Raw genomic sequence first — 24,488 nt, 5'->3', positions numbered from 1 at the left:
CGGAGCGAAACGCCGAAACGCCTTCATATCACACCTATCGTCCGTGAATGATTTGCCCTCTACCCGAGCCGATACCGGTCGCGGACGACTGCTTCCGGTCCTCTCGCTGGGGGTTATGACCCTGCTGGCCGGTCAGTTGGTGATCTCGCCCGCGCTGCCCGCGATCATCGAGGAGTTCGACATCGCGCCCACCGCCGCGGGCGCGGGGCTGACGCTGATGTGGTCCTGTGGCGCCCTGGCGATGTATCCCGGCGGTCGATCCTCGGATATCCTCTCGCGCAAGACGGTGCTCGTCGCGAGCATCGCGGTGCTCGTCGTCGGCTTTCTCGTCGTCGCGAGCGCCCCGACCGTTCCCGTCTTCTTCGCCGGTCTCGCGGTCGTCGGCTGTGGCGTCGGGCTCTACGAGCCGACGAACATGGCACTGGTCTTCGAGTCATTCGCCGACCGCCGGGGCCGCGCGCTCGGCGTCGTCGCGGCCTCCTACAGCCTCGGCAGTGCGCTCGCCGGCGGGCTGGCCGGTCTCGCGCTCGCGCTCGCCAGTTGGCGCGTCGCCTTCCTCCCGGTTACCGGCGGCCTCGCGGTCGTCGGTGGGTTGCTCCATCGCTGGCACGGTGAGTCCTACGTGCTCTCGCCGGTCGCACTCGACGCCCGACGGACGGTTCGTCGGCTGTTTTCCTCCCCACAACTGCGGCGCGTGCTGGGGCTGTTCTGCCTGTACATGTTCGTCTGGCAGGCCGCCGTCAGCTTCCTTCCGACCTACCTGCGCGTCGGGAAGGGCTACGGGCCGGTTCCCGCGACCGGGGCGTTCGTGACGATCTTCCTGATCGGGCTGGCGATCAGCCCGCGAGTCGGCGAGTTGGGCGATCGGTTCGGTCACCGTCGAATCGGCGGGATCGCCCCTGTGATCGGCGCGACCGGGCTGTCGCTGTTCGTCCTCGCGGGCCACCCGATCGCCGTGGGTGCGGGGATCGTCCTCTTCGCCGTCGGGTTGATGAGCTTCTGGCCGGTGATGAACGCGTATCTGATGGCCCGTCTGGCCTCCGACTCGCTGGGCGGGGACTACGGGCTGAGCCGGGCGGTCTTCTTCGGCGTCGGCAGCCTCGGCCCCCTCTATACCGGGTTCGTCGCGGAGTACGCGAACTACCGGGCGGCCTACGCAGGGCTGATCGGGTGTTTTCTCGCCAGTGCCGTTCTCGTTCGCCGTATCGGGTGACCCGGACGGATCAAAATACCCTTAACCTCCCCTTCCGTACCCCCGCGCATATGGTAGACGCATTCTCGCTCTCGATCGGGGCCCTCCTGACCCTCACCGCGGTCGCGTTGCACTTCGCGAAGGGCACCGAACGACCTACCGCCGACGACATCGCGGAGGAGGTCCTCGAGCGCCGTGCGGCGACCGTTCCCGAGACGGACTTCCCCGAACCGATGAACCGTGCGATCGGCGGCGGTGGCGGGGCGGCCGCGGCCGTCGCCGGTGGCGGCGATGCGGAGGGTGAACTCGAAGAGGGTGGCGAGGAGGCCGCCGGACCGGGCGACATCCCCGAGGACGAGATCGAGTACTACGAGGTCGAGTTCGTCAAACAGGGCGAGACCATCGAACTCGCGAACAACGAGCCGATCCTCGATCAGGGCGAAGAACAGGGCTGGGACCTGCCGTACGCCTGCCGACAGGGCCAGTGTGTCTCCTGTGGCGGCCGTATCACCGACGGTCCCTCCGAGGACTACGTCGTCCACGACAACCAGCAGATGCTCGACGAGAACGAGATCGAGGAGGGCTACACGCTGACCTGCGTGGCCTACCCGCGCGGTGAGTTCTCCATCGAGACCGACGAGACGCCCTAACCGATTCCAGAGTCTTCTTAGCGCTCGCCTCCGTTTCGAAACGCAGTGGCCGATTCATCGAGCACGCTCACCAGCGGCGGACTGATCCGCCCGATGGTGCGCCTCGCCTGGCCAATCGTTGTCTTTCAGGTGCTCCAGGTCGCCTACAACCTCGCCGACACCCTCTGGCTCGGTCAGCTCTCTGCGGACGCCGTCGGCGCGATCAGCCTCGCGTTCCCGCTGGTCTTCCTGTTGATCGCGATCGCCGCCGGGTTTACCACCGCTGGGAGCATCCTCGTCGCCCAGTACACCGGTGCCGAGAGCGATGCCTCGGCGGGGCTGTTCGCCGGCCAGACGCTCGCGTTCGTGGGCGTCCTCGCGACCCTCCTCGGTGTTCTCGGTTACTTCTACACCGACCCCGCCCTCTCCCTGCTCCCGAGCGATCCCCAAACGACGGAGCGGGTGATCCCGCTCGCGGCCGACTACATGCGGGTGTTCTTCCTCGGGCTGCCCTTTCTCTTTGGCTTCTACGTCTTCGAGGCGCTGATGCGCGGGTCAGGCAACACTCGACTCCCGATGCGACTCATGTTCGTAAGCGTCGTTCTCAACGTCGCCATCGATCCGTTCTTGATCTTCGGCTTCGACAGCAACCCCCTGTTCGCGTGGCTCTCGTTGTCCTCGCTCGAAGGGCTGTTGTTTTCTCTCACCGGGTTCTCGGGCTACGGAATCGAAGGAGCGGCGCTGGCGACCGTCTTCTCCCGGGGCGTCGCGAGTCTCCTCGCCTTTTACGTCCTCTTTCGGACCCCGTTCGGTCCCGACGTTCGCCTCTCGCACCTCCGGCTCGATCCGGAGAACGTCCGGGAGATCACCCGATTGGGCGTACCGACCTCCTTAGAGCAGTCCGCGAACGCGCTGGCGCTCGTGGTGCTGACTGCGATGGTGGTCTCCTTTGCGCCGCCGGTGGTCGCCGCCTACGGGCTCGGCAACCGGCTGATCTCGCTCGTGTTCCTGCCCGCACTCGGGCTCTCGAAGGCCACGGAGACGATCGTCGGTCAGAATCTGGGGGCCGAGAAACCCGAGCGCGCCGAACGGGCGGTCCGGCTCGCGGCGGGGGCCGCAGGCGGGGTGATGACCGGCGTCGCCGTGGTTGCCGTGATCTTCGCCCGGCCGATCAACGCCGTCTTCCTCGGCGAGGACGTCCCCGGCGCGGCCGAAACCATCGCGCTCGCGACCGACTACCTGCGGATCCGATCGGTGGAGTTCGCGTTCATCGGCGTGATGCAGGTCGTTCTGGGGGCGTTTCGCGGCGCGGGCAACACGAAGACCGCGATGGTGCTGTCGTGGCTTAACCTCTGGGGAGTCCGGGTTCCAGCCGTCTACCTGCTCGCCTTCACCGCCGGGTGGGGCGCGACGGGAATCTGGGTCGGGATGACGATGGGACACATCGTCGGGGCAGTGCTCGCTGGAGCGTGGTTCCTGCGGGGCACGTGGAAGGAGTCGTTGATCGAGGAGCCCGTCGGTCCGACCCCATCCATCGAGGAGTGATTGCGGTTCACAACGGTTAAACGACCGCCGCCGGTACGTGGGAGCGAGGGCGCGTAGCTCAGTGGACAGAGTCCTTGGTTCCGGACCAAGATGCCGCGGGTTCAAATCCCGTCGCGCCCGTAAACGAGCGAAGCGAGAGAACGGGAGCTCCTGACTGCCGTTCGGTCCCCTCACGGCAGTCCCGTCGCGCCCGAACCCGAGTTCCCGTTCGTCTTCGTCACCCCGGCTTCACTGGGGCTCCAGTCGGTCCTTCGGTTTCCTACTGGTTCCGTCGTTCCATGAGTTCGCGACGCTTCGTAATCAGTCGCAAAAAAATCCCGCAGACGCTCGGCCGTGATTATTCGAGGTCGAACCGGTCGAGCGTCATCACCTTGTGCCACGCGTCCACGAAGTCCTGGACGAACTGCTCCTCGCCGTCCTCGGACGCGTAGACGTCCGCGAGGGCTCGAAGTCGGGCGTTCGATCCAAAGACGAGGTCGACGCGGGTGCCCGTCCACTCGACGTCGCCCGTCTCACGGTCGCGCAACTCGTAGACGTCGTGGGCCTCCCCGGGCTCCTCCCGTTCCATGACGTCTTCGGACTCGGATGCCGACTCCTCGGCCGCTTCCCACTCGTAGTCCATGGAGAGGACGGTCTCGAAGAAGTCGTTGGTCAGCGTTCCCGGCCGGTCGGTGAAGACGCCGAGGTCCGAGTCGTCGTAGTTCGCGTTCAGTGCGCGCATGCCGCCGACCAGCGCCGTCGTTTCCGGAGCCGTGAGGTTCAACAGGTCGGCCTTGTCGATCAGCAGCTCCTCGGCCGAGTCGTCGGTCTCGCCCCCGAGGTAGTTGCGGAACCCGTCGGCTCTCGGTTCAAGTGCCTCGAAGCTTTCGACATCGGTCTGCTCCTGCGAGGCGTCGACACGGCCCGGCTCGAAGGGCACCTCCACGTCGTAGCCGGCCTCGGCCGCCGCCTCCTCGATGGCCGCGTTGCCGCCCAGCACGATCAGGTCGGCGAGCGAGACGCGCACGTCGTCCGAGCGCGAACCGTTGAACTCCTCCTGGACCCTCTCTAAGGTGTTCAGGACGGTCATCAGCTGCTCGGGGTCGTTGACGTCCCACTCTCGCTGGGGTCGGAGGCGGATCCGGGCACCGTTCGCGCCACCGCGCTTGTCGCCGTAGCGGTAGGTCGACGCCGACGCCCAGGCGGTCTTCACGAGTTGCGGAATCGAGAGGTCCGAGTCGAGGATCTCGTCCTTGAGCTCGGCGATCTCCTCATCGCCAATGGGTTCGTAATCGACCTCCGGGAGGGGGTCCTGCCACAGCATCTCCTCGTCGGGGACTTCCGGCCCGAGGAGCAGGGACTGTGGGCCCATGTCGCGGTGGATCAGCTTGTACCACGCCTTCGCGAACGCCTCTTGGAACTCCGTGGGGTTCTCCTGAAAGCGCTCGATGATCTCGCGGTATTCGGGATCGCGTTTCAGCGCGATGTCCGTCGTCAGCATCATCACGTCCTCCTTCTCGGCGGGGTCTTCGGTGCCGGGCGCGGTGTTATCGAGGGAATCGTCGACCGTGGTCCACTGCCACGCGCCGCCGGGACCCTTCTCGGGTTCCCACTCGTGGTCGAGCAGGTTGTCGAGATAGCTCGTGTCCCACATCGTCGGCGTGGCGTTCCACGGCCCCTCGATCCCGCTGGTGATCGCGTCGCTGCCCTTGCCCGAACCGTGGCTGCTCTCCCAGCCGAAGCCCTGCTGGTCGATGGGGGCCGCCTCGGGCTCGGGACCGACGTGCTCGTCGGGGTTCTCGGCACCGTGGACCTTCCCGAAGGTGTGGCCGCCGGCGATGAGCGCGGCCGTCTCCTCGTCGTTCATCGCCATCTTGCCGAACGACTCGCGAATGTTCGTCGCCGACGCCTCGGGGTTCGGATTGCCGTCCGGTCCCTCGGGGTTCACGTAGATTAGCCCCATTACGGTGGCGGCGAGGTTCCCCTCGAGTTCGCCCTCCTCCTCGAAGCGGTCGGAGGCCTCCCACTCGTCCTCGGGGCCCCAGTCGACGGCCTCGTCCGGCTCGAACTCGTCCTCTCGGCCGCCGCCGAAGCCGAACGTCTCGAAGCCCATCGATTCGAGCGCGACGTTCCCGGTCAGAACGATCAGGTCGGCCCACGAGAGTTTGCGGCCGTACTTCTGCTTGACCGGCCAGAGCAGCCGACGTGCCTTATCGAGGTTGGCGTTGTCGGGCCAACTGTTCAGCGGCGCGAAGCGCTGCGTGCCGCCGGAGGCGCCGCCACGACCGTCAGTAGTACGGTACGTACCGGCGCTGTGCCATGCCATTCGAATCATCAACGGACCGTAGTGACCGTAGTCCGCCGGCCACCACTCCTGGGACGTCGTCAACACGTCCTCGATGTCCGCCTTTACTTCGTCGAGGTCGAGTTTTTCGAACTCCTCGGCGTAGTCGAACTCTTCGCCCATCGGATCGACCGGACGAGCGTTCTGGTCGAGGATGGTCAGGTTCAACTGGTTCGGCCACCAGTCTCGGTTGGACCTAGTCATCATCGGGATGTTGTCACTCTCGTATGTTAAGTTTGTCCATCCGTAATGTAGTCTTCGCGCCAGCGCAAGAATTTTATCGAACTCGTGAATTCCACCAGTGATGGGTTCACGTCTCGTTCAGTACGGGTTTACGGTCCTATCAGCGACGAGGTTTCAACGAGGCTCGGAGGTAAGACTGCAGTCTCGACGGTTATCGCTCTCCGGTGGCGGTTTCGTCGAGCGAGTGTGGCTCTTGGCGTGTATCGAAGTCCGCCGAATCCCGTTTCACAGGACGATCGGTCCGCACTGGGAACGAGTCCCGTTGGGCCCGCTTGCGTTCTCCGGCCTCCTTCTTTAGGCCCTCGCCGTCCCATCGGTCTCCATGAAAGTCGTCTTCAAACCCGGCAACACCTACGAGGAAGTCAACTGTTTCGACTTCCGGGAGTACGAACGCGGGATCGTCCTGCGCAACGAGGACGGCTACAACATCGGCTACGTTCCCCACGGGATCCTCAGCCACGTCGAGCCCCACCCCGAGGAGGAGGTCACCTTCGATAGCGACGAAGCCGACACGGACGACACCGAATAGCTCCGCGAGCCACTATGCCCGACGATATCGCGTCTCGTCCCCGTCCCCCTCGAATCAGATGGCTCCCGTCGTCCATCGACTGAGGACCTCGTCGGCCTCGTCGGTCACCTAGATTCCGTACCCGTCGATCTGTGAGTGAAACGTGTTCAACAGTTGAGCGCGGTCCTCCCGGGACAACGACTCGTGTAGGGCGCTGTAGGAGTCGACGATCAGGTGAAGCCGCTGTGCGGGTGTCGTCGGCAGCGCCTCGGTCAGTTTGGTGACCGACATCGCGGTCCGCTCGATGTCACTGTCGGCGGCCGTGTAGTGGATCGGGCGCTCCCGATAGACGTCCTCGACGTACTGGCCTGCCGATCGCGTGTCGATGATTCCGATTCCCGCCCGGTTTTCGTCGGTCGGCTCCGTGTAGGCCCGGAGGACCTCGGTTGCGCTCCGTTCGGTCGTGAGCACGATCACCCCGTCGACTGGTGGCGTGTTCCGATAGACCCTCCGGAGGAATCGCTCTACGCCCCCGGCAGTCGGATCGTCGAGAACCCGGAGACGGGACGGCAAACGGTGTTGATCACGAGCGTAGCTTTATTTCCCACCCGCCCCCGTATCGGGTATGGCGACCGTCGACAACCTCGACGAGATGAAGAGCTACCTGACGCCGCGCGAGGAGAACGAGGCGACCGCGAGCTATCAGAACACGACGGCCATCGCGTGTCCGGTGTGCGAGGACTCGTTCGATTACCTCGTGGTCTGCAAACACGACGAGACGAGCCTCTCGCTCGGCAAGGTGATGAACCTCTGCACCGTCACAAACGACGACGGACGGCTGTTCCTGTTCACCCACGAATAGCCCCGCGACTGGCCGTCTACGAGTGCCCCTCCGGATCGGACTGGGCCGCTCCCTTCGGCGGTTCGTCCCGCGGCCTCAATAGTCGTCGCGTCCGTCGTCTATCGTCCGTGGCGTGTAGTTCGGCGTCCGTAACCGTCTGGTCTCGATGACGAACCCTCGGACGAAGGCGTACAGCAGGTACGCCACCGCCGGCACGACCAACACCAGTACGACCGCGAGTATCGACAGCTGAATCGGCATTTACTGATCCCCTCCCCGATACCCCGTTTACCGTTTACTGTAATGAAACTACCGAATCATTGACAATAGGGATAACTCAACTCCTCGTGTACTTGGTTTACCCCTCTACACAGTGATTCGATCGACGGCGGGGCCGTGCGAACGTCCCGGGAATCCTCCGATTACCGACGGTCGACTCCGGAGACTCTCTCGTTTCGGTTCACAGACAGTAACCGTCTCGCGCACAGCGCCCTCGCCGTCCTCTACGCCGGTCCCGGGCTGACACCGTCGCTGTCCGGGGCCGTTCGCTTTCGGTCGGGAACGTCCCGTGCGTTCCGAGGCACCGTCTCATGGGGCGCTCGGCCGTGGCGCGACGTTCGCGTTCGACCGAAAGAGATTCTCCGGGTCGTATCTCGATTTGATCTCGACCAGCCGCTCGTAGTTGTCGCCGAAGAGCGCCCTCGTGGGGTCCTCGTTCATCCCCGGGAAGTTGCCGTACCGGCCCGAGGCGACCGAGAGGTCCTGCGTCTCGGCGATCCCCTCGCGCGCCCAGTCCACGTTGGCGTCGTCGTCCGCCGGGTCCTCCCAGTTGGCCTCGAAGGTGATCATGTAGGGCTTGTCCCGGTGCCAGAACGCGGTCGCGTCCCGGGGAATCTCCGAAACCGCGCCGTCGAGGTGCCAGAGGTCGACCGTCGAGAGGGGCGAGGGTGTCGACTCGTTGTACCGGAGCAGCAGGTCGACGACCTCGTCGGTGACCGCTGACAGGTAGACTGACTTCCAGTAGTAACGCAACCCGTCGGGGTAGTCCTCGTCGAGCATCGACTGTAGCTCCGTGTACGCCATCGGGCCGCTGAAGTCGACGAGGGGCGTCAGGCCCTCTCCCAGAGCCTCGAAGACCGCTCTGGCGTCGTCGGAATCGCCGCGATACGAACCCAGCATGGCGACCGTGGGCTCGCCCCAGTGCTCCTCGGGGAACTCCTCGAGGTCGGGGACGTGTGCGGCGAACGCGAGCACGCCCGCCTCCCGTGGGGCGGTAGCGATCCACTCGCGGTAGCGATCCATCGCTTCCTTCGAGTCCTCGGCGTGGAACCACACGAAGAGGGTGTACACCTCGGGGCCGACCTCGTGGAGCGCGTACTCGAAGGAGGTGACCACGCCGAAGTTCCCGCCCCCGCCTCGGACCGCCCAGAACAGGTCCGTGTTCTCCTCGGCGCTCGCGGTCCGGACCGTCCCGTCGGCCGTGACGATATCGACGCTACGCAGGTTGTCGAGCGACAGCCCGTACTGCCGACTCAGGTGACCGTAGCCGCCGTTGAGCGTCAGGCCCGCAATCCCCGTCTGTGAGACCGCGCCGAGGGCCGTCGCGAGGCCGAACAGCTGTGTCTCGCGGTCGACGTCCCCGAGGGTCGCCCCGCCTTCGGCACGCACCGTCCGGGCCTCGGGGTCGACGCGCACGCCGTTCATCGCCGAGAGGTCGACGACGATTCCCCCGTCCTGAACGGCCGTGCCGGCGACGTTGTGTCCCCCGCCGCGTACCGCCACCGGCAGGTCGTACTCGCGTCCGAACGTTACCGCCGTGATGACGTCCGCGACGCCCGAACAGCGCGCGATGATCGCGGGATAGCTGTCGATCATCCCGTTCCAGACCGTCCGCGCCTCCCCGTACCCCGCGTCCTGCGGGAACAGTAGCTCGCCATGAAACTCCCTCTCGAACGCTTCGAGCGCCTCGCTCGATAGCCCGGCGAGCGCCTCCTCACCCGGTGACCGACCTATCGTGGCCATACCCGATAGCTATGCTTCGAGTCGGCATGAACGTTTAGTACGGTTTACATACCGGTCGGATATCCGGCTGCCGGATTTCGGGGTCGGTGGTGGCGATGGAGGGCGTTCTGTCGGCGTGTCGGCTGGTCCGATATCGACCCGTCGATCCTCCGTATCTGAGCCCCGATCGTAACGACCCGTTCGATCGGCTCCGACACCCGGTGGCTACTCTCAGGATCTAGCGGGTTCCGCCTCGGAGTACCTCGAGTCGGTCGTCGCGTCGTACTTCGTCGGGCTGTAACGCTCCGTGACGACCCAGTAGACGCCGACACCGCCACAGAACAGCACGACGCCGACGAGAGGGCCGAACCACGCCATCCATTCGACATACCCGATCGGTACCGCGAGTATCGTCCCGATGACTATCGCCGCGATACTCGCCCATTTGACCGCTGCTACCGGCTGGTTTCCACAGTGGGGACACGCCGGTACGTCGGTCTCGATGACCTCGTTGCAGTGTTTACAGGGCGCGCTATCGCGACCGATATATGTATTTTCGTCCGCTCTCTCAATACTGCCCGTCATACGCGCGTCCTCGGACGCTGGTTTCGACCGACTATGTATTGACACCTCTCGATCGCTGTGTATTTATGGCGCTGTAAGCGGGTTCTTACCATCGTATGGATATTCGATGGAAAACACAAGAACTCTTCTAGGAGATCTATATAGTATATTGATCCGTATCAGATGCGTTCACATTCGGGACCTATCCGACACGATACGGAATAGTTATAGAGAATTCGAGTCGACCGTCATCGGACCGTCGTGAGGTCCACGAGGAGACCCTCGTTCGCCCGGATCCATCGGTCGACGTCATCGACATCGAATATCGCGACCCGTACCGGTGTCGTCCGCGGATCGTGAACGAGGTCGAGTTCGTACTCGCTTGCCGCTACCCGTCCGTCGATGGATCGTGCCTCGGTGACGTGTTTCATGTGTCGTCTGGTCTCTCGAAGGACCTCGATCAGGCTCGTCGCCCGGTCCCTATATTCTTCACAGAACGTCTTCTGGTAAATAAGTTACTCAACACTGATATGTATCTCTATGGAGCAGTCGTTCTACGTGTATATCTCCTGGAGGGCTCCTCGGGCCAGTCTCCCAATCGGTCCGTTGAGAGTAATTTCTACAGATCCATCCGGTCACTATTCGACACCGTTCAACCGCTCCTCACTCCCGTTCCTCGCAGAATCGATGGGCCCGCTCGGATTTGAACCAAGGACGAGTCGGTTATGAGCCGACCTCTCTAACCAGACTGAGATACGGGCCCTCCTCTCGGGGTACTGAACCGCCGAACAAAATTCTGCCGGATGGTCGTAACCAGTTGCAACGAGACGATACTAGAGCCACGGCTCCGTGAGATCGACTGTAACAGACGTACGCGGTCACCGAAACCCGAAACGTTCCCATTGCGCGTAAAATCGCGCTGCGATTTCACGCCGTCCCGAGAACCGCTTCGCGGTTCTCGTGTGCTCGTCAAAACTTCGTTTTGACGCCGTCGCAAGACTGCGTCTTGCGGGCCGTGAATTTTCGCAGAAAATTCACGCCGCCGCCAGGACTCGAACCTGGGACAACCTGGGTAACAACCAGGTGCTCTACCAACTGAGCTACGGCGGCTTCACTCCAACCTAACCCCACTCGTTAAATAGGACTTTCGCTTTGTCGTCGTCCCATCGATACCCTTTCACCCGCTCCGGGGGAACCGTCGGCAATGACCGACGCCCTCTCTTCCGTCCTCGCCACCGTCCGCGAGCGGACGACCCCCTCGGAGGCCGAACGCGAGCGCCTCGCGGACGCGACCGACCGCTTCGTCGCTCGTACGGAGTCGGCTACCGCCGACCTCTCCGTCGAAACCGATCTCGTTCGTGTGGGATCCACTGCCAGAGAAACGTGGCTCCCCGGTGATCAGGACATCGACCTGTTCGTCCGCTTTCCCCCCGATCTCCCGCGCGAGGACCTCGAATCGATGGGACTGGAGGTCGGTCGCGCGGTCCTCCCGGAGGGACGCGCCGAGTACGCCGAACACCCCTATACGACGGGGAAATTCGAGGGTTACGACGTGGATCTCGTCCCCTGCTATCGGGTCCAATCCGCGACCGACGCGCGCTCGGCGGTCGACCGCACCCCCTTTCACACCGAGTACGTCGAACGCGAGATCACGACCGACCTCGCCGCGGACGTGCGCGTCCTCAAGCGATTTCTCACCGCCTGCGGGATCTACGGCAGCGACCTCCGAACGGAGGGATTTTCGGGGTATCTCTGTGAACTCCTCGTGATCGAGTTCGGCGGTGTTCGCCCGCTGATCGAGGTCGTCGCCGACTGGCACCTGCCGGTCGAACTCGATCCGGAGGATCACGGTACCCGGGGGTTCGACGACCCGCTGGTCGTGATCGACCCCACGGATCCCGAGCGAAACGTCGCGGCGGTCCTTTCGAGTACCAACCTCGCACGCTTCCAGCACCACGCCCGCACTCTGACGGACGACCCTCACGAGGACCGGTTTGAGTCGAGCGATCCCTCCCCGCTCTCCCGGGAGGATCTGGAAACCCACCTCGCACGCCGCGAGACGACGCCGATAGCGCTTCGGTTCCCCACACCGGATATCGTCGACGACCAGCTCTATCCCCAACTCGAGAAGTCCCGCTCGAACCTCGTCGACGAACTCGATCGGCGGGGGTTCTCGGTCCTCAGGTCGGCGGCGTTCGCCGCCGACCGGGCGCTCCTGATGATCGAGCCCGAGGTCGATTCGCTCCCCGCCGTCGAGCGCCACGTCGGCCCGCCGGTCCACGTCCGCGAGCACGCCGCCGCCTTCTACGAGAAATACGATGAAAGCGACGCCTACGGCCCCTTCGTTGACGAGGGGCGCTACGTCGTCGAACGCGAGCGCGAGTACACCGCCGCGGTCGAGTGTCTGGAGAGTGAACTGTTCTCGGTGGCGCTCGGCCCGGCCGTCGAGTGCGCGCTCGATGGGGGATACGACCTGCTCGTCGGTGACGAACTCCTCGATCTCCTTGCGGAGTTCGACGCCGACCTCGCGCGGTACTACGAGCCCAGCCCGTGACGCTCGCGGAGATCCGAGACGATCTCCTCGACGTCTCCGTCGGCCTTCGACTCGCTCTCGACGGGGGTGTGGCCGTCGAAGACCTCGTGGACCATCGCGACCCCCTCTGAGAGGGTATCGAGGCCGTATCCCCCCTCCAGAACGAACGCGATCGGTGCCGAGGCCGAATCGGCGATCTCCCGGAGCGCGATCGTGAGGTGGCCGAAACCGTCGGTCGAGACGCGCATCCGCGAGATGGGGTCGTGGCGGTGGGCGTCGAAGCCGGCGCTCACGAGTAAGAGACCGGGGTCGAACCGCTCGATAGCCGGGGCCAGTACCTCCTCGACGGCGTACAGATACCCGTCGTCGTCGGTCCCCGCGGGGAGCGGGACGTTGCAGGTCGCCCCCTCGCCCTCGCCGGTCCCGGTCTCCTCGGCGTCGCCCGTCCCCGGATACAGCCCCTCCTCGTGGAGCGAGGCGTAGAGGACGTCCGACCGGTTCTCGAAGATCTCCTGGGTGCCGTTGCCGTGGTGAACGTCCCAGTCGACGATCGCGACCCGATCGACCTCCTCGAGGGCCGTCTGGGCGGCGACCGCCGCGTTGTTGAAGAAACAGAACCCCATCGCGTCATCCGACAGGGCGTGGTGGCCCGGCGGCCGACCGATCGAGAAGGGGGTATCCCGGCCCTGTTTCCCGTCGAGGGCACCCTCGGCGGCCCACTGGGCGAGGCCGGCACTCTGGAGGGCCGCGTCCCACGTCTCCTCGACGGCGACGGTGTCGGGGTCCCAGTTCCCACCGCCGGAGGCACAGAACTGCTCGATTTCGGCGACGTACTCGGGGTCGTGGACCGCCTCGATGGCGGCGACGCTCGCCGGATCTGCCTCGACGTACTCGACGCCGTGTTTCCGGGTGAGCCCGCGTTTGATCGCCCGGAGGCGGTCGGGCGTCTCCGGGTGGCGTCCCCCCGTGTCGTGCTCGAGACAGGTGTCGCTGTATCCGAATTTCATGTCATCATTCCACTCTCATCCCCTTCATTCGACCAGTTCGAGGTACATCCGGACGTCCTCGGCTTTTATCGTCCGGCGGCCGGCGTGGCGCGCGAGTCTCGTTGCGCCCTCGGCGATGTCGTCGGCGTCGGCCTCCAGTAGCTGTGCTAGGGCGATACGGGCATCCATCGAGACCCGGTAGCGGTCGTCGATGTCGAGTCGGGCGATCCGGTCGACCGGCGCGATCGGGAGTTCGAGCGCGTCGGGATCGACCACCTCCTCGACGCCGAAGTCGGCCGGCATCAGTGTCTTTCTGCCCTCGGCGTCGGCGCCCTCGGTCGCTCTCGCCGCGATGGATGCCCCCCGTCGTTGGATCCGTTCGGCAAGTTCCGCCGTCGCTTCGGCACTGACGCGCAACCCGCCGGCGTTGCGCCGGATGATCGTATCCACCGGCGCGAACGGCAACTCGACGCTCATACACAATCCCATCCACAGGGACGCTTAAGCGTTTTCGTCGTTTCGACCGAAGGCGGCCCCGATCGCCGCATCGAGCGCGTCGACACCGTCGCTGATTTCCTCTCGCCCCGCGCACAGCGGCGGCGCACAGATGACCTGCGTCGCCGGCCGGCCCGCCCCGATCAGCACGTTCCGCTCGGCGGCCTCCTCGACGACCGTTCCGACGGGGTTATCGGCGTCGGGATCGGTCCACGGGTCGACGAACGGCTCCTCGCCGTCCCTGAACGTGATCCCCCAGAGGAAGCCCCGACCGCGCACGTCCGCGACGGCGTCGTGCGCTTCTAGCTCCCTGAGCTCGTCCTCGAAATACGCCGCGTTCTCTCTGACGTTCTCGAGGAGGCCGTCGCGATAGACATCGATGGCGCCCAGCCCCGCCGCACAGGAGAGGGGGTGGCCCCCGAAGGTCTGTCCGAGATCGTAGCCCCCTTCGCGGACGTTGTCGGCGATCTCGGGGCCGACGAGCACGCCCGCGAGCGGTGCGTAGGCGCTCGTGACGCCCTTCGCAAACGTCAGCATGTCCGGTTCGATCCCCTCCGTCTGGATCCCGAACCACTCGCCACACCGCCCGAAGCCGGTGATGACCTCGTCGGCGATCAACAGCACATCGTACTCGTCGCAGATCTCCCGGACCCGCTCGAAATATCCCTCGGGGGCGGGATACGCACCGCTGGTGCCCGCGACCGGCTCCATCAACACGGCGCCGACGGTCTCGTGGCCCTCGTTTCGGATCACGTACTCCAGGTGGTTCGCGGCCTTCTCTGCTAGCTCCTCGCCCTCGGCGTCGAATGCCTCGGGCAGCGGCGGCAGGAACTTTCCGGTCGCGGTCCCGCCGTAGGGTTCGAGCGCTGCTCTGGTGGAGGGGTCGCCCGTCAGGCTCCCCGCGCCGTAGGTCCCGCCGTGATAGGACTGGTAGCGCGTCAGGACCTTCGGCGCGCCCGTGTACTCGCGGGCGATCTGGACCGCCGCCTCGTTGGCCTCGCTACCCGAGATCGAGAAGAAGGTGTTCGAGAGTCGGCCGGGTGCGATCTCGGCGAGCTCGTCGGCCAGCCGATCGCGCGTGTCGTTGTGCTTCGCCGAGGAGACGTACGCCACCTTCGAGAGCTGTTCTTCGATGGCCGCGTTGATCTCCCCGTTTCCGTGGCCGGCGTTGACACAGTAGAGCTGGGCGATGAAGTCGAGGTACTCCTCGCCCTCGTCGTCGGTGACGTAACAGCCCTCTCCCTCGACGATGGTCGGCGGGTCGCCGTCGGGGCTCGACCAGTGAGCGAGCGTCGCGCTTGCCGGTTCCATGCGCTGTTGTGACATACCCGATCATCGGGCCCGGTAATGAAAAAAGGTTCTAAACGACGTCCTCGGCGTCGATCCGTCCCTCGCGCATCGGGCCTCTCACCGTGACCTCCTCGCCCAGCGAGAGGTCCTCGTTCGTGAGGACGGTCACGGTCTCGTCGCGGTTGTCGAGTTTCGCCGGGTTGCCCGGCTGAACTACTGTACCTGTGAACTCGACGACCTCCGCGTCGGCGTCGGCCTCGTCAGCCGTCGTATCCTCCGTCACCGACTCGTCGGAACCGCTCGCGCCGTCGCCGAACGACGAGAGGTCCGCCGAGTCCGAATCACTGCCGGTCGCAGGCCCGCCGGCTCCGGCACCGGAATCGGTGACCGTCACCGTCGAGCGCCAGCCCGCGCTGGCCTCGATGTCGTCCTGCCAGCCGTCCTGGATCTCGACGTCGGCGAACTGGACGGTATCGCCCGGCCCCATCTCGATGTCGGCCTTCTTGCCCCACATCGCGACCCGGATGTCGCCCGTCTCGTCCTGAATTCGGACGTTTCTGACCTGCCCTTCCGATCCGTCGTCGCGGTCGAACGTTCGTTTCGGATCCGCCGAACGGACCACGCCGCCGATATCCGCGACGTCCTCGATCTCCAGGGCCTCGATGGGCGTGGTCTCGGGGATGTACTCGATCTCCTCGTCGATCTCCGCGATGGTGCCCCGGTTGCCGACGTGGAGCTCGATGTCGCCGTTTCGCTCCCGGACGTAGCCGTCGGTGATCTCGACGGACTGGCCCGCCGAGAACTCCTCCGTGGCCTCGGTGCGCTCGTCCCAGAGGGTGATCCTGATCCGCCCGGTCTCGTCCCCGAGTGTGAGGTTCGCCACTCGTCCTTCGGAGCCGTCGTCGCGGTCGAACGTACGGATCGAGTCGGTCGCGAGTACCCTTCCCCGGACGTCGACGTCGGACAGTCCCATCGAGAGGTCCTCGATCCGGTAGGTGTCCTGGATCTGGACGTCGACCTCGGCGTCGGGGTCCTCCTCGGCTTGGGTGACGCTGACCTCCAGGCCGTTGTAGCCCTCCTTGGGACGGCCCTTCACTCGAAGGACGGTGCCCGGTTCCATTCCCTCGTTCTCGATGGCTTTGGCCTGCTCGTCCCAGAAGGCGAGTCTGACCGAGCCGGTCGCGTCGGCAGCCTCGACGTTGATCACCATGCCGTCCTCGTCCTCCTCATCCCGGTCGAAGGTACGAAGCTCGCCGACGCCGGTGACCTTCGCGAGGAACTTCACCTCGTCCATTCCGGGTTCGATGTCGCTGATACCGGTGACCTCCTCGTCGCGTAGCTCGTGGGCGATCAGCATCGCGGCGGTCTCGTCGTCCGCGAGCCCACCCATCTGTTCGACCTTCGCCTCGACTGCCTCCTCGAACTCTTCGAACGAAACGTCCGTGTCGAGGTCCGAATACACGTCCTCTATCGCGCCCATTCTCTCTAGAACGGGTGTCGTGGCCCGCGCATAAGCGTTGCCGTTGCCGGTCAAACCCGCCCTCTGCGGGCGATTAGCGGACTCCGCCGTTTCCGGTCGATCGCTCCTCGATTCGCCGTTCCGTTCAGCGAACGACCGTCACCGGGACCGGCGAGCGACGGGTGACCGTTTCGGCGACGCTGCCCAACAGCACGCGCGAGGCCCCCGACCGACCGTGCGATCCCATGACGATCGAATCTACCGGGTTCTCCTCGGCGTACTCGACGATCTCGTCGGAGGGTTTGCCCTCGCTGCTTACGGTTTCGAGCGCGACGCCGTGCTTCTCGGCGATCTCCTCGGCGTGGGCGAACAGCCGTTCGACGTCGTCATCGCCGTCGCGCCACGCGAACCCCTCGCCGTAGACTGGTTCGTGGACGTGCAACGCCACGAACGTGGCATCGGGGTTCCCGTCGAAGGCGAACTCCATCGCTTCCGTTGATCGGTCCGAGTCGTCGATCGGAACGAGGATTCTCTCTGCCATACGGGTAGCTACGACGGCCCACGGCAAAAACGCGGGGGATCACAGGACCCGTCCTCAACGACACGGTTGTCCCATACGGTGACCGGCGCGAACGGGTCGTCACTCTCGACCCGTTCGCGGGGCGGGGGAGGGCAGGCGTTTCGCGAGTGCCGTCCGGTCGGACTGTCAGGTCCGGCCGAGGGCTTTCGGGGCAACAGTCATACCCCTCGAACCCCTGGTACGGATAGACATGGACCTTCGAGTGACAGGTTCCGCCCCACCCTCCCCGTTTCTGAGTGCCCGCGACCTCTTCGAGACCGAGTACGACCTCTCGCTTCCCGTGCGGGTTCGGATCCGCGAGGACCCCGACGAGCGGACCTGGACGTCCCATCCCGGCGAGTACCACGTGCTCAACATCTCCCGACAGGCCGCCACGAGCGCGATGGCCCGCGAACTCGCCTTACATGAGTTCGCCCATATGCACCGAAACGAGCGGGGCCATCCCTCACACACCCAGTCGACCGACGAGGCGCTGTTTCTCGCGCTCTCGGGCCGGAGTGTCGAACGTCACAAACTCGCTCACTGCTATCAGATCGCGAACCACATGAAGGACATCTACGCCGACGACATCACCCTGACGCTGGGTCCGGCGGACAAACTCGTCTCCTTTCTCGAATCCGGGCTGGCGGCGGCGCTGGCCGACAGACCCGCGCCGTCCCGGGCGGGCTTCGAGCGGATCTCGCCGGCCGCCGATCCAGAGATAACGGTCGTCAACGCCGCGTTCGCGCTCGCGCTGGTCGAACGCCACGGCCTCGTCGGGGAGGACCACCGGCTGTACGATCTGGCCCACGCGGCCGTTCGGGACGCACCGGGGGTCGGGTTCGAGGCGTTCAAACGCCGGTTCCGGGACCTCAGGAACGATCCCGACGAGAGCGAGTACCGCAAGGCGCTCGTCGACGCGACACGGACGTACGCGACCGCGACGGACGCGCAAGCGGCCGACTGACCCGTCATAGGTACCTCAACGGGCCGGGAAGTCTACAGCAAGGGGTTTATGATCAAGCGTGTCCCAGATATGGTACTAGAGGTGGGCAGGGATAATGTCAAATAGATTATTGATGAGGGGTCCTCGCGGACGGCACGGACTCGTCGCTCACGACGGTGGGAGACCCGCACGGGATCGATCGATCCTGATACGAGACGACTGGAACGGGCGGTTTCCCGGATGAGCCGCATCGTCAGCGTCGTCCTCCCGGCGTACAACGAGGAGGAGACGATCGAGGGGACAGTCGAGATCACGATCCGAACGTTGGAGGGGTTCCTTCCCCGCGACGCCTTCGAGGTCATCGTCGCGGAGGACGGCTGTTCGGATCGGACCCCCGAGATCGCGAGCCGGCTCGCAGAGGCCGACCCGCGGGTACGTCACTTCCACGGCGAGGAACGTCTCGGACGCGGCGGCGCGGTCGAACAAGCATTCCGCGTCTCGGAGGGCGAGGTGCTGGTCTTCTTCGATACGGACCTGGCGACCGACATGCACCACCTCGAGGAGCTCGTCGAGAGCGTTCGCACCGAGGGCTACGACGTGGCGACCGGCTCGCGGTGGATGCCCGGCCGGAAGGCCGACCGCCCGCTGAAACGCGGCGGTGCGAGCCGCGTGTTCAACGGGCTCGTCCGGCTGGCCCTGCCCTCCGATCTCAGGGACCACCAGTGTGGGTTCAAGGCGTTCGACCGCGAAACCGCGTTCGAACTGTTCGACGCCGTCGAGGACGACCACTGGTACTGGGACACCGAGGTGCTCGTGCGCGCCCAGAACATGGGCTATCGCGTCAAGGAATTCCCCGTCGAGTGGACCTCCAAGGGGGACTCGACGGTCGACTTCTCGCGTGACGTCCTCGACATGGGCGGCGGAGTCGGGCGGATGTGGTGGGAGTACTCGGTCGACCCCCGCATCACCCAGCGGACGACGGTCGCCGGCGGGATCCTGTTCACCCTGCTTTTGATCGTCTTCGGCGCGCAGTTCTTCGATCCCTCGGAGGTGCTGGCCCGCATGAGCGAGGCCGACCCGCTGTTGATCGCGCTCTCGGCGCTGATCTACGTGGTCTCGCTGCCGCTGATGGGCGTGCGGTATCGCGACATCCTCGCGGAACTGGGCTTTCACGAGAAGGTCGGCTTCCTGACCGGCGCGATCTTCATCAGCCAGACCGGGAACGTGGTCTTCCCGGCCCGGCTGGGCGATCCGATCCGGGCGTACGTCGTCAAGGCGCGGCGAAACGTCCCCTATCCCTCGGGCTTCGCCTCGCTGGCCATCGAGCGAGTGTTCGACCTGCTGATGGTCACCGCGCTCGCGGGCACGGTGTTCTTGGGACTGGCGGCCACCGGCGCCACGAGCGTCGGCGGGCTCTACACCGACATCGTCGGGAGCGAGGTCCCGGGAGGCGGCCGGGCGACGATGATCGCCGCCGCGACGGTCGGGCTGGCCGCGTTCGGGGCGATCGCGCTGATCGTCCTGAGCGTGCGGACCGACCGCAACTACGTGCGCGCGTTCGGCGACCGACTCGGCTCGGGCGCCTCCGCGGAGTTCATCACGGAGATCGCAGAACGGTTCGTCGGCGACATCCAACTGGTCGCGGGCAACCGGCGGGCTTCGGCCCGGATCGCCGCCAGCAGCTTCGCCATCTGGAGCATCGACGTGCTCGCGGCCATCCTCGTCTTGCTCGCGTTCGGGGTCGATATCTCGCCCGTGGCGCTGCTCTCGGTCGGGTTCTTCGCCGTCAGCGTCGGCAACCTCGCGAAGGTCCTTCCCCTCTCGCCGGGGGGGATCGGAATGTACGAGGGTGCATTTACGGTGCTGGTCGTCGCACTCACGCCCATCGGCGCGAGCGTCGCGCTGGGCGCGGCGATCGTCGATCACGCGATCAAAAACGGCGTAACGGTGGTCGGCGGCGTGGGCTCGATGCTCGCGCTCAACGTCTCGCTGACCACCGCCGTCGAGGAGAGCCGCGAGGCCCGCGAGATCGCGACCGATTCGGACTAACCTACTACTCATATGATACGAACTGACGCGGACACCGTCGGGATCGTCGGCGGAGGAATCGCCGGACTGGCCGCTGCCTACCGGTTACAAAGGCGGGGCCACGACGTTCGAATATTCGAGGCGAGCGACGATATCGGCGGGTTGGCCGCGACCTACGAGACCGCAGGCGACCCCATCGAGCAGTTCTACCACCACCTCTCGAAGTCCGAACACACCATCGTCGAACTCGCCTCGGAACTCGGGCTCGGGACCGAGATCGAGTGGCGCATCGGGAAGAACGCCTATTACGTCGACGGCGAGGTCCACCCGCTCGATACGCCCTTCGAGATCCTCGCGTACCCCCACATGAGCCTCTACGACAAGGTCCGGCTGGCCGCCCTCACCAAGGAGATCGACCTTCGAGGGGGGATGCCACGATTCGACACCTACGAGGACATCGAGGACTACGAGGACGTCCCGGTGAGGGAGTTCTTACTCGAACACACCACCCGCGGGATCTACGAGAACTTCTTCGAACCGCTGTTGGACGCGAAGTTCGGCTCCCGAAAGGAGGCGGTCAGCGCCGCGTGGCTGCTCGGGCGGGTGAAATTCCGCGGCGAGCGCGACCTCATGCGCGGGGAGATCCTCGGCTACTTCGACGGCGGGTTCGCCCGGCTGATCGACGCGCTGATCGAGGCCGTCGGGCGGGAGAACATCACCACCGGCGCGAGCGTAACGGACATCGAACTCTCGGGCGGCGGCGTGGATCGGCTCGTCGTCGAGCGCGAGGGAACGACGGAGCGCCACGACGTCGACAGCGCCGTCGTCGCCGCGATGCCGAACGTACTGGAGGAACTGACTGGCTACGAGTGTGCCATCGAGTTCCAGGGGACGGTCTGCTCCGTGTTGAGTCTCGAGGAATCGCTCATGGACACCTACTGGCTCAATATTGCCGACGAGGCACCCTTCGGCGCGCTGCTCGAACACACCAACTTCGTTCCCCGCTCGCGCTACGGCGGCGAACACCTGCTGTACGCCGCGAGCTACATCCAGAGCCCCGAGGAGGACCTCTGGCGGATGGACGACGAGGAGGTCGAAGAGACGTGGCTCTCGGGTCTCGAGTCGCTGTTTCCCGACTTCGATTCTACCAGCGTGAACTGGATCCGGACGGCCAGAAACCCCCGGAGTGCGCCGGTCTACGAGCGGGGCTACCTCGACATGGTCGTCCCCTACGACCTTTCTACCTCGGTCGGCGAGGGGGTCTACTACGCGGGCATGGCGAGTCGCGCTCAGTACCCCGAGCGGAGTCTGAACGGCGCGATCGAGGCCGGCTACGCGTGTGCGGACCTGATCGACGAAGGGACGAAAACCCGCCAGCCCATCGCAGGGCAGACCGAATAAATGGCCGACGAGTACGGCCGGAGCGAACGCGAGGAGTCGGAGACGTTTTCCGTGGCGTCGATCTTCGACGAGGAGCGCTTCTGGCTCGTCGTTTCGGTGCTCGCGGGCAGCCTCGTCGTCGCGGGGTACTTCCTCAACAAGCCCTATCCCGCCTACGCGACGGCGCTGTTTCCCCACATGGCCGAGGTCCTGATCGAGAACGGTTATCGCAGACCCGAGGTCATCCCGCTGTACACCGCCGAGGGACTCCCCTTCGCGTACCCGCCGCTGATGTTTTACGTCATGGCGGTCCTGATCGACGTCGGGATCGACCCGCTGTTGATCAGCCGCCTGCTTCCGGGTGTCGCGTTCGTTCTCCTCTTGGTTCCGTACTTCTATCTGTCCCGGGAGTTCCTCCCGATCAGACAAGCCGGGGTCGCGACCGTCGTCTTCGCGACCGCCCCGCAGATCACGCGTTGGCACATCTCCGGGGGCGGGGCGGTCCGGTCCCCGGCCGTGTTGTTCCTCCTGATCGGACTCTACGTCGGCGTGCGCCTGTTCAAAACCGGCGATCGACGCTGGATCCTCCCAGGCGCGGTCCTCTACGGCCTGACGATGCTGACCCATCCGGTTCAGATGGCGTACTTCGGGATCTCCTACCTCGTGTTGTTCGCCGCCTTCGACCGCTCCGTTCGCGGACTGCTCCACGGGGCGGGCGTCGCCCTCGGCGGTGCGATCGTCGGCGCGCCGTGGTGGCTCTACGTGATCCGGACCTACGGCGCCGGGACGATCCTCAGCGCCTCGAACACCCACGGTGGGCTCGGAATAACGGAACTCGACGCGGTCCTCGAAGCCGTGGTCCTGTTCAACGACGCCGGGTTCCCCTCGGAGATACTCATCGCGTCGACGGCGCTGGCCGGAGCCGTCTACGCGCTTACGAAGCGCCGTTACGTCCTACCGGCGTGGTTCGTCGTCACGATCATCACCATCACGCAGGTACGGTTCGCCTACATCCCCGGTGCGATGCTGATCGGGATGGCGGTCGTCGGTGCGGTCGTCCCGTGGCTCGCCGAGGTCGTTCCGCGTCGCCTCGGGCGAGCCGACGGCGAGACCGTCACGACCGTCGCGCTCGCGGCGCTGATCCTCTCGACGACGTGGTTCGGCGCGCTCTACGTGACCGGCGACCCGCCGTTCGAACAACGGAACTCGCTGGGAGCGTACGTCGACGACGACGACATCGAGGCCATGGAGTGGGCCGCACGCGAGACGCCGCCGGACGCACAGTTCGTCGTCCTCGACAACGCCGCGGAGTGGTTCCCCTTCGTCGCCGACCGAACCAGCCTGACCGTCTGGTGGGGCGCCGAGTGGACCACACAGGAGCGATACGAACGACAGCACGCGCTTCACGACGATCTGGCCGCCTGTGACGATGCCGCCTGCGTAAACGAAACTACCGAGGAGTACGACATCGACCCTGACTACGTCTACGTCGACAACGACCGGTTCGACGACCGACGATCGATGGTCGAACACGAGCGCTACGAACTCGCCTACGCGAACGACGGCGTGACGGTCTTTCGGGTGACCGACTGAGGACGGGCGCCCGCGGATTGACCGTGCCGTCGGCGGTGCGGTCGCTGGTCGATTGCGAATTGCGAGGCGTCCGGGCTCGTAAACGAGTACGAGAAAGACCCTGAAACGGGAGAAGCGACTCTAGCGGGCGGCCGCGGCGACGCGCTCTTTTTCCTCTTTCTGGTTGATTGCGTACGTCTGGACGTCGTAGTCCGCCGCGCCGATCAACTGCTGTGCGAGCGCCTCGCTTGCGTCCGTCGAGGTCTTGAAGGAGGCGTTGTACGCGCCCTCGGCGAGGAACTTCAGGGACTGATCGACACGGCGCTGGGGACCGACGTCCACCGCTTTGGGAACCGAGATCCCGCCGTACTTCAGGCGGACGGTCTCCTCGCGGGGGCCGGCGTTCTCGACGGCGTGGACGAGTACCTGAACGGGGTTTTCTTCCGTTCGGTCGTGGACGATCTCGAAGGCGTCACGGACGATCCCGAGCGCCTGCTGCTTCTTGCCGGTGTTCTCCTCGGTCTGCATCAGGCGGTTGATCAGCCGCTCGACGATGCTGATCTCGCTCTTCTGGAACTGCTTGCCGGCGTGACGGCCCATCGTGTGTGCGATGGGCGTCACCGAGATGTAGCGTTTGGTACTCGGGTCGGCGTACTCGATCTCGTCGGTCTTCCAGCGGCCAAAGAGCAGTGCGTCGGTATCGATCTCGTCCGAGCCGGCCGGCTGCTCCGGCTCGGGGGCTTCGCTTTCTGCCATTATCGCACCGGTTTCTCGGCGTTTCCTCGAACGAGTTCGAGCAGGCTGACGCCGTTTACCTTGTCGACCTTGTAGTTCACGCCCGAGAGGTCGCCCATCGCACGACCCTTCGCGCCGCCGATACCCGCAATGGTCACCTCGTCGTGTTCGTCGATAAAGCTGATCGCGCCGTCACCGGGACAGAACGCGGTGACCTGCTTGCCGTTCTTGATCAGCTGGACTCGAACACACTTTCGGATCGCGGAGTTGGGCTGTTTCGCCTCGATACCAACCTTCTCGAGGACGATGCCCCGGCCCTGCGGTGCGCCCTCGAGGGGGTCGGATTTCTTCCGGAGACCACGCTCCCGGCGGGCGTACTCCGAGTCCGACCACCGGTGGTTCTGGCGGTCGCGCTTGAGTTTACGCGCCGCGTACTTGCCGTTTCCCATAGTACCGGTTTCTACCCCATCGAGCCACTTAAGGCTCGCCTTTTGAGCCGTCGACGTGTGGGCGGTGGATCCTGGAAGCACCTGTCGCGGCCGAACGTTCACTGAGGGGGTCTGACCCTTCGAGGGATGTGGCAACCACCGGCGTATGAGACAGTGTAGCGTACTGGCACCAGTACCGGAGGAGTATTTACCCTTCGGCACGATAGTGTA

The 24,488-nt window shown here is 65.2% G+C and carries 23 protein-coding genes and 3 tRNA genes; 11 read left to right on the top strand and 15 right to left on the bottom strand.

The genetic code is table 11. The features are described 5' to 3' along the window. Positions 1-52 precede the first annotated feature (52 nt). The 4 genes from HAPAU_RS02455 to HAPAU_RS02440 all read left to right on the top strand — a co-directional run bounded on the left by HAPAU_RS02455 (position 53) and on the right by HAPAU_RS02440 (position 3,486). Positions 53-1,213, top strand: a complete 1,161-nt coding sequence (locus HAPAU_RS02455; protein ID WP_157078410.1) for an MFS transporter — start codon at positions 53-55, stop codon at positions 1,211-1,213. 50 nt (positions 1,214-1,263) lie between these two features. Further along, positions 1,264-1,842, top strand: a complete 579-nt coding sequence (locus tag HAPAU_RS02450) for a 2Fe-2S iron-sulfur cluster-binding protein (RefSeq protein ID WP_066379097.1) — start codon at positions 1,264-1,266, stop codon at positions 1,840-1,842. Positions 1,843-1,887: 45 nt separating this feature from the next. After that, positions 1,888-3,366, top strand: a complete 1,479-nt coding sequence (locus HAPAU_RS02445; RefSeq protein WP_066379095.1) for an MATE family efflux transporter — start codon at positions 1,888-1,890, stop codon at positions 3,364-3,366. Positions 3,367-3,413: 47 nt separating this feature from the next. After that, positions 3,414-3,486 (top strand) — tRNA-Arg (locus HAPAU_RS02440). Between the two features lie 217 nt (positions 3,487-3,703). Here HAPAU_RS02440 and katG read toward each other — a convergent pair. Further along, on the bottom strand, positions 3,704-5,893 hold the full coding sequence (katG, locus tag HAPAU_RS02435; protein ID WP_066379407.1) for a catalase/peroxidase HPI: 2,190 nt from the start codon (positions 5,891-5,893) through the stop codon (positions 3,704-3,706). A 361-nt stretch (positions 5,894-6,254) separates the two neighbouring features. Between katG and HAPAU_RS02430 the strand changes: the two genes are divergently transcribed. After that, complete coding sequence (locus HAPAU_RS02430; RefSeq protein WP_066379092.1) at positions 6,255-6,461, top strand: hypothetical protein; 207 nt, start codon at positions 6,255-6,257, stop codon at positions 6,459-6,461. A gap of 108 nt (positions 6,462-6,569) precedes the next feature. On the opposite strand, the gene HAPAU_RS02425 is transcribed toward HAPAU_RS02430, so the two are convergent. Beyond that, a complete protein-coding gene (locus HAPAU_RS02425; RefSeq protein ID WP_157078409.1) occupies positions 6,570-7,013 on the bottom strand; it encodes a DUF7504 family protein in 444 nt (147 codons plus the stop codon). Between the two features lie 52 nt (positions 7,014-7,065). Between HAPAU_RS02425 and HAPAU_RS02420 the strand changes: the two genes are divergently transcribed. Continuing rightward, positions 7,066-7,302 carry a DUF7385 family protein gene (locus HAPAU_RS02420; RefSeq protein WP_066379086.1) on the top strand — a complete coding sequence of 79 codons (237 nt, stop codon included), beginning with the start codon at positions 7,066-7,068 and terminating at the stop codon, positions 7,300-7,302. Between the two features lie 75 nt (positions 7,303-7,377). Here HAPAU_RS02420 and HAPAU_RS20810 read toward each other — a convergent pair whose 3' ends face one another. From HAPAU_RS20810 to HAPAU_RS02395, 6 genes are all read right to left on the bottom strand, one after another. Continuing rightward, positions 7,378-7,542 carry a hypothetical protein gene (locus HAPAU_RS20810; protein ID WP_157078408.1) on the bottom strand — a complete coding sequence of 55 codons (165 nt, stop codon included), beginning with the start codon at positions 7,540-7,542 and terminating at the stop codon, positions 7,378-7,380. 327 nt (positions 7,543-7,869) lie between these two features. Next, positions 7,870-9,303, bottom strand: a complete 1,434-nt coding sequence (locus tag HAPAU_RS02415) for an FAD-binding oxidoreductase (protein WP_066379083.1) — start codon at positions 9,301-9,303, stop codon at positions 7,870-7,872. Between the two features lie 210 nt (positions 9,304-9,513). Then, the gene (locus tag HAPAU_RS02410; RefSeq protein WP_066379080.1) at positions 9,514-9,867 is read right to left on the bottom strand and encodes a hypothetical protein; all 354 of its coding nucleotides are present in this window, start codon (positions 9,865-9,867) and stop codon (positions 9,514-9,516) included. Between the two features lie 227 nt (positions 9,868-10,094). Further along, positions 10,095-10,277 (bottom strand): hypothetical protein, encoded by a 183-nt coding sequence (locus tag HAPAU_RS02405; RefSeq protein WP_066379078.1) that lies wholly within the window; start codon positions 10,275-10,277, stop codon positions 10,095-10,097. Positions 10,278-10,534: 257 nt separating this feature from the next. After that, positions 10,535-10,609: transfer RNA gene (locus HAPAU_RS02400), tRNA-Ile, on the bottom strand. A gap of 274 nt (positions 10,610-10,883) precedes the next feature. After that, positions 10,884-10,956, bottom strand: a tRNA-Asn gene (locus HAPAU_RS02395). 94 nt (positions 10,957-11,050) lie between these two features. On the opposite strand from HAPAU_RS02395, the gene cca reads away from it, so the two are divergent. Further along, positions 11,051-12,400, top strand: coding sequence for a CCA tRNA nucleotidyltransferase (gene cca / locus HAPAU_RS02390; RefSeq protein ID WP_066379075.1), 1,350 nt, complete (start codon positions 11,051-11,053; stop codon positions 12,398-12,400). Here cca and HAPAU_RS02385 read toward each other — a convergent pair. The 5 genes from HAPAU_RS02385 to HAPAU_RS02365 form a co-directional block, all read right to left on the bottom strand. After that, entirely contained in the window at positions 12,382-13,386 is a 1,005-nt protein-coding gene (locus HAPAU_RS02385) for a histone deacetylase family protein (protein ID WP_066379073.1), read from the bottom strand. The genes cca and HAPAU_RS02385 overlap by 19 nt on opposite strands. Positions 13,387-13,410: 24 nt before the next feature. Then, on the bottom strand, positions 13,411-13,842 hold the full coding sequence (locus HAPAU_RS02380) for a histone family protein (protein WP_066379071.1): 432 nt from the start codon (positions 13,840-13,842) through the stop codon (positions 13,411-13,413). 24 nt (positions 13,843-13,866) lie between these two features. Beyond that, the gene (locus HAPAU_RS02375) at positions 13,867-15,186 is read right to left on the bottom strand and encodes an aminotransferase family protein (RefSeq protein ID WP_245634012.1); all 1,320 of its coding nucleotides are present in this window, start codon (positions 15,184-15,186) and stop codon (positions 13,867-13,869) included. 34 nt (positions 15,187-15,220) lie between these two features. Next, positions 15,221-16,630, bottom strand: coding sequence for a single-stranded DNA binding protein (locus tag HAPAU_RS02370; protein ID WP_066379064.1), 1,410 nt, complete (start codon positions 16,628-16,630; stop codon positions 15,221-15,223). 124 nt (positions 16,631-16,754) lie between these two features. Continuing rightward, complete coding sequence (locus tag HAPAU_RS02365; protein WP_066379062.1) at positions 16,755-17,150, bottom strand: universal stress protein; 396 nt, start codon at positions 17,148-17,150, stop codon at positions 16,755-16,757. 229 nt (positions 17,151-17,379) lie between these two features. Between HAPAU_RS02365 and HAPAU_RS02360 the strand changes: the two genes are divergently transcribed. The 4 genes from HAPAU_RS02360 to HAPAU_RS02345 all read left to right on the top strand — a co-directional run bounded on the left by HAPAU_RS02360 (position 17,380) and on the right by HAPAU_RS02345 (position 23,115). Next, positions 17,380-18,135: a DUF5781 family protein gene (locus HAPAU_RS02360; RefSeq protein ID WP_066379060.1), complete on the top strand. Its 756-nt coding sequence runs from the start codon at positions 17,380-17,382 to the stop codon at positions 18,133-18,135. A gap of 219 nt (positions 18,136-18,354) precedes the next feature. Continuing rightward, positions 18,355-20,163: a flippase-like domain-containing protein gene (locus tag HAPAU_RS02355; protein WP_066379058.1), complete on the top strand. Its 1,809-nt coding sequence runs from the start codon at positions 18,355-18,357 to the stop codon at positions 20,161-20,163. Between the two features lie 12 nt (positions 20,164-20,175). Then, positions 20,176-21,543: an NAD(P)/FAD-dependent oxidoreductase gene (locus HAPAU_RS02350; protein ID WP_066379055.1), complete on the top strand. Its 1,368-nt coding sequence runs from the start codon at positions 20,176-20,178 to the stop codon at positions 21,541-21,543. Next, positions 21,544-23,115, top strand: a complete 1,572-nt coding sequence (locus HAPAU_RS02345; RefSeq protein ID WP_066379053.1) for a glycosyltransferase family 39 protein — start codon at positions 21,544-21,546, stop codon at positions 23,113-23,115. A 120-nt stretch (positions 23,116-23,235) separates the two neighbouring features. Here HAPAU_RS02345 and HAPAU_RS02340 read toward each other — a convergent pair whose 3' ends face one another. Together HAPAU_RS02340 and HAPAU_RS02335 are read right to left on the bottom strand one after the other, a co-directional pair. Then, on the bottom strand, positions 23,236-23,850 hold the full coding sequence (locus HAPAU_RS02340) for a 30S ribosomal protein S7 (protein ID WP_066379050.1): 615 nt from the start codon (positions 23,848-23,850) through the stop codon (positions 23,236-23,238). Then, on the bottom strand, positions 23,850-24,278 hold the full coding sequence (locus tag HAPAU_RS02335; protein ID WP_066379047.1) for a 30S ribosomal protein S12: 429 nt from the start codon (positions 24,276-24,278) through the stop codon (positions 23,850-23,852). Before HAPAU_RS02335 ends, HAPAU_RS02340 begins: the two co-directional genes overlap by 1 nt. Between the last annotated feature and the right edge of the window lie 210 nt (positions 24,279-24,488).

Origin of the sequence: Halalkalicoccus paucihalophilus (genome assembly GCF_001593955.1) — an archaeon.
In the GTDB taxonomy this organism is placed as follows: Archaea; Halobacteriota; Halobacteria; order Halobacteriales; family Halalkalicoccaceae; genus Halalkalicoccus; species Halalkalicoccus paucihalophilus.
This window is presented reverse-complemented; position numbering and strand designations above follow the sequence as displayed.